Source organism: Streptomyces sp. NPDC002130, assembly GCF_040296465.1.
Lineage (GTDB): Bacteria > Actinomycetota > Actinomycetes > Streptomycetales > Streptomycetaceae > Streptomyces.
Genome location: NZ_JBEOXI010000301.1, coordinates 1 through 8,682, shown reverse-complemented (window position 1 = coordinate 8,682; position 8,682 = coordinate 1). Strand labels below are relative to the sequence as shown.

The 8,682-nt window shown below is 70.7% G+C and carries 8 protein-coding genes and 1 pseudogene; 2 read left to right on the top strand and 7 right to left on the bottom strand.

Going from position 1 to position 8,682, the window contains the following annotated elements; genetic code table 11:
• Positions 1 to 9: 9 nt before the first annotated feature.
• The 3 genes from ABT116_RS35975 to ABT116_RS35965 all read right to left on the bottom strand — a co-directional run bounded on the left by ABT116_RS35975 (position 10) and on the right by ABT116_RS35965 (position 2,719).
• Positions 10 to 1,827, bottom strand: a complete 1,818-nt coding sequence (locus ABT116_RS35975) for a caspase family protein (protein ID WP_351642836.1) — start codon at positions 1,825 to 1,827, stop codon at positions 10 to 12.
• The gene (locus tag ABT116_RS35970) at positions 1,824 to 2,216 is read right to left on the bottom strand and encodes a hypothetical protein (RefSeq protein ID WP_351642834.1); all 393 of its coding nucleotides are present in this window, start codon (positions 2,214 to 2,216) and stop codon (positions 1,824 to 1,826) included. Before ABT116_RS35970 ends, ABT116_RS35975 begins: the two co-directional genes overlap by 4 nt.
• A gap of 185 nt (positions 2,217 to 2,401) precedes the next feature.
• Positions 2,402 to 2,719 (bottom strand): hypothetical protein, encoded by a 318-nt coding sequence (locus tag ABT116_RS35965; RefSeq protein ID WP_351642831.1) that lies wholly within the window; start codon positions 2,717 to 2,719, stop codon positions 2,402 to 2,404.
• Between the two features lie 201 nt (positions 2,720 to 2,920).
• Between ABT116_RS35965 and ABT116_RS35960 the strand changes: the two genes are divergently transcribed.
• A complete protein-coding gene (locus ABT116_RS35960; RefSeq protein ID WP_351642828.1) occupies positions 2,921 to 3,871 on the top strand; it encodes a zinc metalloprotease in 951 nt (316 codons plus the stop codon).
• A gap of 35 nt (positions 3,872 to 3,906) precedes the next feature.
• On the opposite strand, the gene mgt is transcribed toward ABT116_RS35960, so the two are convergent.
• The 4 genes from mgt to ABT116_RS35940 all read right to left on the bottom strand — a co-directional run bounded on the left by mgt (position 3,907) and on the right by ABT116_RS35940 (position 8,308).
• Entirely contained in the window at positions 3,907 to 5,124 is a 1,218-nt protein-coding gene (mgt, locus tag ABT116_RS35955) for a macrolide-inactivating glycosyltransferase (protein WP_351642825.1), read from the bottom strand.
• A gap of 93 nt (positions 5,125 to 5,217) precedes the next feature.
• Positions 5,218 to 6,498 carry an ABC transporter substrate-binding protein gene (locus tag ABT116_RS35950; protein ID WP_351642823.1) on the bottom strand — a complete coding sequence of 427 codons (1,281 nt, stop codon included), beginning with the start codon at positions 6,496 to 6,498 and terminating at the stop codon, positions 5,218 to 5,220.
• Positions 6,498 to 7,331, bottom strand: a complete 834-nt coding sequence (locus tag ABT116_RS35945; RefSeq protein ID WP_351642820.1) for a carbohydrate ABC transporter permease — start codon at positions 7,329 to 7,331, stop codon at positions 6,498 to 6,500. The genes ABT116_RS35950 and ABT116_RS35945 overlap by 1 nt, the downstream gene beginning before the upstream one ends.
• On the bottom strand, positions 7,328 to 8,308 hold the full coding sequence (locus ABT116_RS35940; protein ID WP_502983995.1) for a carbohydrate ABC transporter permease: 981 nt from the start codon (positions 8,306 to 8,308) through the stop codon (positions 7,328 to 7,330). Before ABT116_RS35940 ends, ABT116_RS35945 begins: the two co-directional genes overlap by 4 nt.
• Positions 8,309 to 8,468: 160 nt before the next feature.
• Between ABT116_RS35940 and ABT116_RS35935 the strand changes: the two are divergent.
• Positions 8,469 to 8,682: pseudogene (locus tag ABT116_RS35935) on the top strand (aminoglycoside phosphotransferase family protein); the annotation flags it as partial.

The window sequence follows — 8,682 nt, the reverse complement described above, 5'->3', positions numbered from 1 at the left end:
GGCAGATGGTCACCACTCGCCGCTGCCCACCAGGTAGGCGATGCCCGCGAGGACGGCGAGCATCAGCGCCGGGATCGCCAGACCTTTCGCGACCGAGGTCAGTGTGTGCGTGCCGCTCGCCGCCTGCCTCGTGTAGTGCTCCCGCCGTGCGCCCAGATCGTGCCGGGCGAACGCGCCGACGACCAGCGCCACCGCACCGGTGATCAGACACACGATGAGCGGTGTGAGCGCTCCGTGCTCGCGGACGTCGTCCTCGACGTTGCCGTACGCTCCTGCGTCGGCCCGCGCCACGACGGCCACCACTCCCCTCTGCATGGCCATGACGAGCATGGCGAGCGCCGTGACGGCGAGGGCGAGGGCGGCACCGGCAAGGGCGGGAGCGCGCCGGGACGGGGTTGTCCGGTCCGTTCGCTTCCGGTCTCCAGTGGTCCTGGGCGGCTCCTCGGGCTTGGGCGGGGTGCGCGGGGGCTCGATGACCACCGTGCGCCGCTTGTCTTCCACTCGGGGCTTCGGTGGTGGGGAGTCGTCCGGGACGTCCGGTTCCAGCTTCGTGGGACCGTCCTCGGCCGCCGTGGTCACCTCCGCCTCGACGTGGATCACCGACTCGTCGGCCACGCCCCTCAGCACGAGGTCCCCGGAGAGGTGTCCCGTCGCAGCCGTGTCGACGTGGACCTCCAGACCGCTGTGGGTCGGATCCACCCTCAGCCACGCCTGTTTGGGCTGGACCACGCAGTGCCGGGCCAGCGGTGGGCCCTGCATGGTCACCGACCGCTTGGGAGGGGTCGAGCCCCTCGGTACCCGGCCGAAGTCCAGGTGGTCCGGGGACGGTGCCAGGCGGATCCTGCTCAAGGCGTCGGCCGCCAGATCGGCGAGCGGCTGGACTTCGTTGTGGGCGACCTCCCCCAGGTGCTGACGCGCCCCTTCCGCCACAGCCAGTTCGGGGCGCTGCAGCCGATTGCACAACTCCGTGACGGCGCCCTGCCGGGTGAGGAAATCGTCGCTGTTCAGGGCCGCCTGCAGAGGGGACGGCGAGGGAATGGCGACGATCTTGATGCCGCCGCGCCGGCTGTGTGCCAGATGCAGCTCCCCTTGCAGCTCCGCCGCCTTCTTCGGTGTCTGGTGGGGGTTCTGCTCCCGTACGTGCCGGTAGACGTACTCGTACAGGTCGTCGAGGGAGACATTGCCGTCCGCGTCGAGGTCGGCCTCGCCTGTCTCCAGGCCCTCGACCACCGCGTGCGTGAACACCGAAGGCCGCGGAGCGGAGTTCTCGGCGAGTTCGCTGCCCTCGAAGGAGTACTCCATGGAGTCGGACGCGGTGATGACGGCCCAGCCCCGCCCACTGACCGGCTCGTCCTTCGCGAACGACTCGAGGACGTTGACCTCTCCCGAAGCGCGCACGGAGGCCGAGCCCCGGGAGAAGGCGCCGCCGTAGCAGCAGTCGAGGAACAGGACGCTGCGGCCCGCCCGGGTGCCGGACATGCAACCGCGGACGAACTGGGAGGGGACAGCCGTGGCGGCCAGCAGCGGGGGCTCGGTGTCGCTCGCGGCGAAGTACAGCTCGCCGGACTCGCTCTTGAGGCCGTGGCAGGAGAAGTGCAGCAGGAGTGTGTCGGCGCGGCGGCGGTCGTTGAAGAAGCCCTGGATGCGCCTGCGCATGACGTCGGCCGAGGCGTTGTGTACGACCTCCACCTCGAAGTCGCCGATCTGCGGGTCGTGCAGCACCCGCTCGAGAGCCGCCGCGTCCTGGGCGGGCGCCCTGAGCTTCTTGAGCCCCTGGTCGGCGTACCTGTCGTTGGCGATGATCAGCGCGTGTCTGGAATCCGTCATGGCTCGGCTCCGGCCCTGGAATGGCGCTCGACGAAGATCCTGAACGCCTCGGCGACCTGGTCGTCGGTCGCCTCGGACACCTCCAGGACGTCGTCCCCCATCCGCAGGTGCAAGGACGGATGGGTGTCATGGCGACGGCCCACCCACGACCGGATCACCGTCATCACCTGGTTCAGGGCGGTCGCCGAGCTCCCCAGGGTCACCAGCAGGGCACCGATCTGGGTGACGTCCACGGCCCGCGCTCCGGGCGGGACCTCGCCGCCGGGGAGCGTGGTGACGTCGTCGACGTCGAGATCGAGCAGCTCCTCACGCAGATAGCCGGTCAGCTCCGCGACGCGTTCGGCTTCCGCGTCCTCTTCGGTGAGGAGGATGTGCAGTTCGTTCTCCACCGGGTCACCCCCTTGTTCGTCCGTCGGGGCGGCGCAGAGTCGGAGTGTCGGTGGGCTCTACGTCATCATTTACAGTTTCCGCTGCTCAGAGCAGGGTGGCAAGTCACCCGAGCCGGAATGAAATTGACGGCTCAACCGTAAGGTTCCTCGTTCAACTTGGGATGGCCCGGGTTCGCGAACGGGCACTACACCAGCCGTCGCACCTGGAGCACCCGCTCGTCGCAGCGCACGATCTCCAGTTCCCGGTCCGGGCGGGCGCCCCCGAAGGTGAGGGCGAGGTGACGGTCCGACACGAGCCGCCAGCGGCCGGGTACGGCGCCGGGGGCGTCGCCGCGGCCCAGCGGGTGGTCGACAAGGGTGCCGTCGGAGGCGAACTCCATGCCGCGGCGGCCGCGCGCGGGCGGGAAGGGGAAGTCGTCCGGCCGGTAGACCCGCACGTCCTCGTGGTCCTCCTCGTAGGAGTGGAACCACGAGCGGAAAAGGTCCGGCGGGGGCTCTCGCATGACCCGTCCACCTCACTCGTCCGACGACGTCCACATTGTCGCTATTGCTGCAAAGTGACTAGAATTATCAGTGTATGGGTTCGGAGGGAACGGGCAACCGACCGCTCCGCCCGACGTCGCCCGGCCCTCGCGACGCGTTTCAGACGCGCAGTTCCGCCGCCGCGTGCGCGGCACACCCCCGCTCCCCTCGAAGGGCACGCCATGTCCGATGCGCAGGCATTCCTTCGCGCCACCTCGCCCGACTACAGCCGCTGGTGCGGCGCCATGGAGGTGCACCGCAGACTCCTCACCCTGAACCCGGAGTACGCCGAGAACCGGGCCCAGATCGAGAACACCGCGTTCGCCTACGAGTCGATGGATCAGGTCACCGCCCGGCAGGGCCTGATCGACATCCCGGTCGTCGTGCACGTCGTGCACAGCCACCCCGAACAGAACGTGAGCGACGCCCAGATCCACAGTCAGATCGACGTGCTCAACCAGGATTTCCGCGCGAGCAATCCGGACGTGAGCAAGGTGCCCGCGGTCTGGCAGGACCTGGTGGCCGACGCACGCCTGCAGTTCCACCTCGCCCGGACCGACCCGCTGGGGCGCCCCACGGACGGCATCACACGCACCGAGAGCGCGGTCGACGGCTGGGACACCGACGACCTGGTCAAGTTCACCCTGAGCGGGGGCCAGGACGCCTGGCCCGCGGACATCTATCTCAACCTCTGGGTCTGCCAGTTGCGTCGCGGGCTGCTGGGCTACGCCCAGTTCCCGGGAGGCGCCGCCTCCACGGACGGCGTGGTCATCACCCACACCGCCCTCGGCACCACCGGCACCGCGACGGCCCCCTTCGACGGCGGCCGCACGGCCGTGCACGAGATCGGGCACTGGCTGAACCTGCGGCACATCTGGGGCGACGACGACGAGGGGTGCAGCGGCAGCGACTTCGTCGCGGACACCCCCAACCAGGCCGGGGCGAACGCCGGTTCCCCCACCTTCCCCCATGTGACGTGCGGCAACGGACCGGACGGCGACATGTTCATGAACTACATGGACTACACCGACGACGCCGCGATGTTCATGTTCACCAAGGGTCAATCGGCACGCATGGACGCCACGCTCGACAACGCCCGCCTGACCCTCAGCCGTCAGGCCGTCGCGGTGTGACGACGACCTGACGGCTGAGGGAACGGCCGAAAGCCCTACGGGGTGCAGGCAGACCCCCGCGCGGCGGCCAGTTCGGCCTCGATGAGGTCGGCCGCGTGCCGCGTACCGCCCTCCTGGGCCGTCTCCGCTTGGAGTTCCTTCAGGCGCCGGGCCACCTCCGGGTCGCCGACCAGGGCGAGGGCGGCCGCGCGCAGGGTCTCCCCGGTCGCCTCCTCGGTGCTCACGCAGCGGGCGACGCCGAGATCCCGGAGCGTCTGCGCGTTGCCGAACTGGTCCGCGGCCTGCGGTACGGCGATCATCGGCGTGGCGGTGACCAGGCCCTCCTGGCTGCCGCCCATGCCGGCGTGCGTGACGAACAGGTCGGCCCGCTGCAGGATCGCCAACTGCGGCACCCAGGTGCGCACCTCGACGTTGTCCGGAACGTCCGCGAACCCGGCCGGGTCGACGTGCTTGCCGATCGAGAGCACCAGGTGCCAGCCCGGCAGGTCGCCGAACGCCTTGACGCACTCCCGGTAGAAGCCGGGCTGCTTGGTGAAGGCGGACCCGAGGGAGACGAGCACGACCTTCTCGGCGTCGGCCGGCCGCTGCCAGCCACCCTCGGCGGTGCGGTCGCCCTGGCAGGCTCCGACGAAGGAGTACACACGCTGGTCGACGCGGTCCGCGTTCGGCTGGAGCGCCTTGGGGAGGAGGACGATCGAACGGTCGGGCCGGCCCCCGAAGTCGTCGGGGTGCCGGCTGATCCCGTTCTCCTCCAGCCAGGCCCGGAAGCGGGCGTAGTAGGCGCGGCCCCGTTCGGTCTTCTTCGGCTCCTCCCACAGCGGCCGGGCGACCTCCTCCTCGTACCCCTCCCAGGCGACCATGGCCGGCGAGAGGGAGACCGCGGGGACGCCCCAGCGGTGGGCGAGCACACGGCCCGGGTAGGAGGCGATGTCGTGCAGGACGAGGTCCGGCTCGTCGCCCTCGTAGGCCTCGATCAGCTGCGGGAGGGCCTGGATGGCGTCCTCCAGGAACGGCTCGACGTTGTCCAGCAGCGTGTCCCCCCACGCCTCCGGGTCGTCGTCGGGCGAGGGCAGGGTCGACTTCCAGGGCTTCACCTCGGCGCCGGTGTCCGCGACCTTGTCCGCGAAGACCGGCGGGATCGCGTAGGTCACCCGGTGGCCGCGCGCCACCAGCTCGCGGATCACCTCCAGACTCGGGTTCACGTGGCCGTGGGCGGCGATGGAGAACATGGCGATGTGGGCGCGACTGGTCATGCGCCGACCGTACGCGAGACGAGACGTCTCGTGCAATCATACTGCCGCGCAGGATGGCCGGATGCTGCGGACGCCGGGCGGAGCGGCGGGCGGTCAGCGCTGGTAACGCGCCAGCACCAGGTTGCCGTCCTCCTCCAGGCGAACGCGCAGCTCACGCAGGCCGATCGCCCCGCTGTAGTACTCCTGGAACGCGGGCGTCGCGACCTTGTCCTTCCACTCCGGGTAGCCGCGGACGGACTGGGCCGGTGCCGGTCTCAGGTGCCCGGCGAGGGCGGTGCCGGTGTCCCAGCCGTCCTTCGTCCGGTGCAGGGCGGGGTCCTTCAGGGCCTGTCTGCCGGTGGGCAGCATCCAGTCGCCGAGGGCGAGGCGGACCATGTTCCGTGGTCTGAGGAAGAAGTCGAGGAACTCCGCGGCCTCCTTCTTGTGGGGGCAGTCCTCGGCGATGGAGAGCGTCTGCGGGCTGACGCCCTGGGTGAGGCCCCCGGCCCCCGCCGGAGCGGGCAGCACCTCCCAGTCGAAGCCCTTGGGGGCCTGCTGCACGATCTGCTGGCGGTAGGAGAACCCGAGCGGGACCATCGCGTACCGGCCCGCGAAGAAGCCGGGCAGCGTGTCGGAGCCGCCGCTGCCCAGGGTCGTCGGAGAGGCACTGCGGTCGGTGTTCGCCTGGGCGTGAACCGTGCGCGGCACCATCTGGTCGGCCGTACCGAACCGCACGGTCACCTTGCCGTCCGGCCCGCGGTGGAACAGCTGTCCGCCCGCCGAGAGCGAGAGGTTGAGCGTGGCGGAGACGGGTTCCTTCAGCGGCCAGGCGACGCCGTACTTCCCCCGGCCGCTGAGGCGTTCGGTGATCCGGCGGAACTCGGCCCAGCTCCACGGCTGCTGTGCCGTCGGGATCCGCACGCCGGACTTCCTGAGCCAGGTGGCGTTGGCGATCAGCACGCGCGGTTCCTGGAGGAACGGCACACCGTAGACGCCGTCCCCGAAGGTCGTGGTCTCCCAACTGCGCTGCGGAATGTCCGATGTCAGCCTCGCGGGCAGCAGGCCGGTGAGGTCGGCGAGGTAGCCGCCGTAGGCGAAGTCCGCGAGGTCGTCGGAGGCGTCGTGGATGATGTCGGGTGCCTCGCCGCCCTCGAAGGCGGTGAGGAGCTGGTCGTGGACGCTGTCCCAGCTGCCCTGGACGTACTCGACCCTGACGTCCGGGTGGGTGGCGTTCCACTCCTTCACCAGCTGCTTGTTGGCCTCGACTGACTCCTCCTGCCAGGCCAGGGACTGGAAGCGCAGGGTGATCCGGCCGTCGTCGCGGGTACCGCCGGAGGAGCAGCCGGCGAGGAGCAGCAGAAGGGCCAGGACCAGGGCCGGCAGGCGTGTGCGCATCAGCTCTTCACCGCCCCGGTGAGCATGCCGCCCGTGATCCGCCGCTGGATGAGGGCGAAGACGACCAGGGAGGGCAGGGTCGCGAGGAACGCGGCGGCCGCGAGCGGGCCGAGGTCGGCGACGCCTTCGGCACCGATGAAGTGGGTGAGGACCACGGGCAGGGTCTGTTTCTCCGGAGTCTTGAGGAGCACGAGCGCGAAGAAGAACTCGTTCCACGCGGTGATGAACGCGAAGAGCCCGGTCGCCACGATGCCCGGCGCGAGCAGCGGCGCGGTCACCGACACCAGCGTCCGTACCCGGCCCGCCCCGTCGACCGCCGCGGCCTCCTCCAGCTCGGGCGGCACGGCCCGTACGTACCCGGCGAGCATCCACAGCGCGAAGGGCAGCGCCCACACCACGTACACCAGCACCAGCCCCGGCACCGAGTTGATCAGACGGAGGTTCTTCAGCACCAGGAACAGCGGGATGATCAGCAGGACGAACGGGAACGCCTGGCTGACCACCACCCAGCCCGTCACCGCCTTCGCGAGCCCGGTGCGGCGCCGGGCGACGACGTAGGCCATCGGCGTCGCGATGAGCACGGCGACGACGGCCGCTGCGAGCGCGGCGAGCAGGGAGTTGAGGGCGGCCTGCAGCAGCGGCTGTTCGTCGAAGGCCTGACGGAAGTTGTCGAGGGTGGGGTCCTCGGGGATCCACGTGGGGTGCAGACTGCCCAGCTCGCGCGGTGGCTTGAACGCGGTGGAGACCAGCCAGAGGAACGGGAAGGCCAGGAAGACGAGGTAGGCGAGCAGCGCGGCGTACTGGCCGACGCGGGCCGGGCGGCCGGTCTTCACGCGTCGTCACCTCCCTTCAGGCGGCCGACGAGGAACACGGCCAGGGCGATCGAGATCCCGGCCACCATCACGCAGCCCATCGCCGCCGCGTAGCCGAACTGCCCGTAGCGGAAGGCCTCTTCGTAGGCGAACAGCATGGGCAGCCGGGTTCTGCCGCCGGGACCGCCGTTGGTCAGCACGTAGACGAGGGCGAAGGAGTTGAAGTTCCAGATGAGGTTGAGCGCGGTGATCGCGAGGGCGATGGGTTTCAGGGCGGGCCAGGTGACCGTGCGGAAGCGGCGCCAGGCGCCCGCGCCGTCGACCGCCGCCGCCTCGTGCAGTTCACGCGGGGTGTTCTGCAGCCCGGCGAGCAGTGCGACCGTCGTCTGGGGCATGCCCGCCCAGACGCCGACGAGGATCACGGCGGGCAGCGCGGTCGCCAGTCCGCTGAGCCAGTCCCGGCCGCTGCCCAGGCCGAGGTCGCGCAGGGTCTCGTTGAGGATGCCCGCGTCCGGGTTGTAGACGAGCCGCCACATGATGCCGACGACGACCTCGGGCATGGCCCAGGGGATGATCGCCAGGGCCCGGGCCAGCCAGCGCAGCCGCAGGTCCTGGTTGAGCAGCAGGGCGAGGCCCAGCGCGAGCAGGAACTGCGGCACGGTCACGCCGACCGCCCACACCAGCCCGACCCGGAACGACTCCCAGAACAGCGTGTCCTGCAGCAGGTCCCGGAAGTTGAGGGCGCCGATCCACCGGGTGGGCTCGGTGCGGCCCGACTGGGCGTCGGTGAAGGCCAGCAGGATGCCGTACAGCAGCGGACCGGCGCTGAGGACGAGGATCGGGATCAGGGCGGGCAGCACCAGGAACCAGGCGCCGTGGCCGACGGCGTGCCGGGGCCGGCCCGCGCCGGGTCTGCGGCCGGTCCGCCACTTCGGTGACGCAGGCGGCGAGGGCGGCGGAGGGGGCGAAGGGGATGCTGCCTCGGTCACCGGTGTCACGGAATCAGCCCCTTCGCGCGGCTCGGCCGGCCTGGTCATGCTCGTGGAGGCCATATGCCTCGTCAAGGCACCGCGTACGCCGTCCCACCTGTGCCGATGCGACACTGACCGGTGGATGGCCGGAACCCGACGGTCGAGGCGTGGACGACGGAGGCGGACGATGGACGAGGCACGGGCGCGGGACGTACTGGACGCGGCAGGGGTGCTGCCCGGTGCGGCCGGGGCGGCGCGGCTGCTCGCTCTGGGCGAGAACGCGGTGTTCGCCGCCGGTGACCTGGTCGTCAAGGTCGGCCGGGACGCCGAACTTCTCGGCCGGGCGCGCCGCGAACTGGACGTCGCGGTATGGCTCGCCGAGGCGGGTGTGCCGGCCGTGC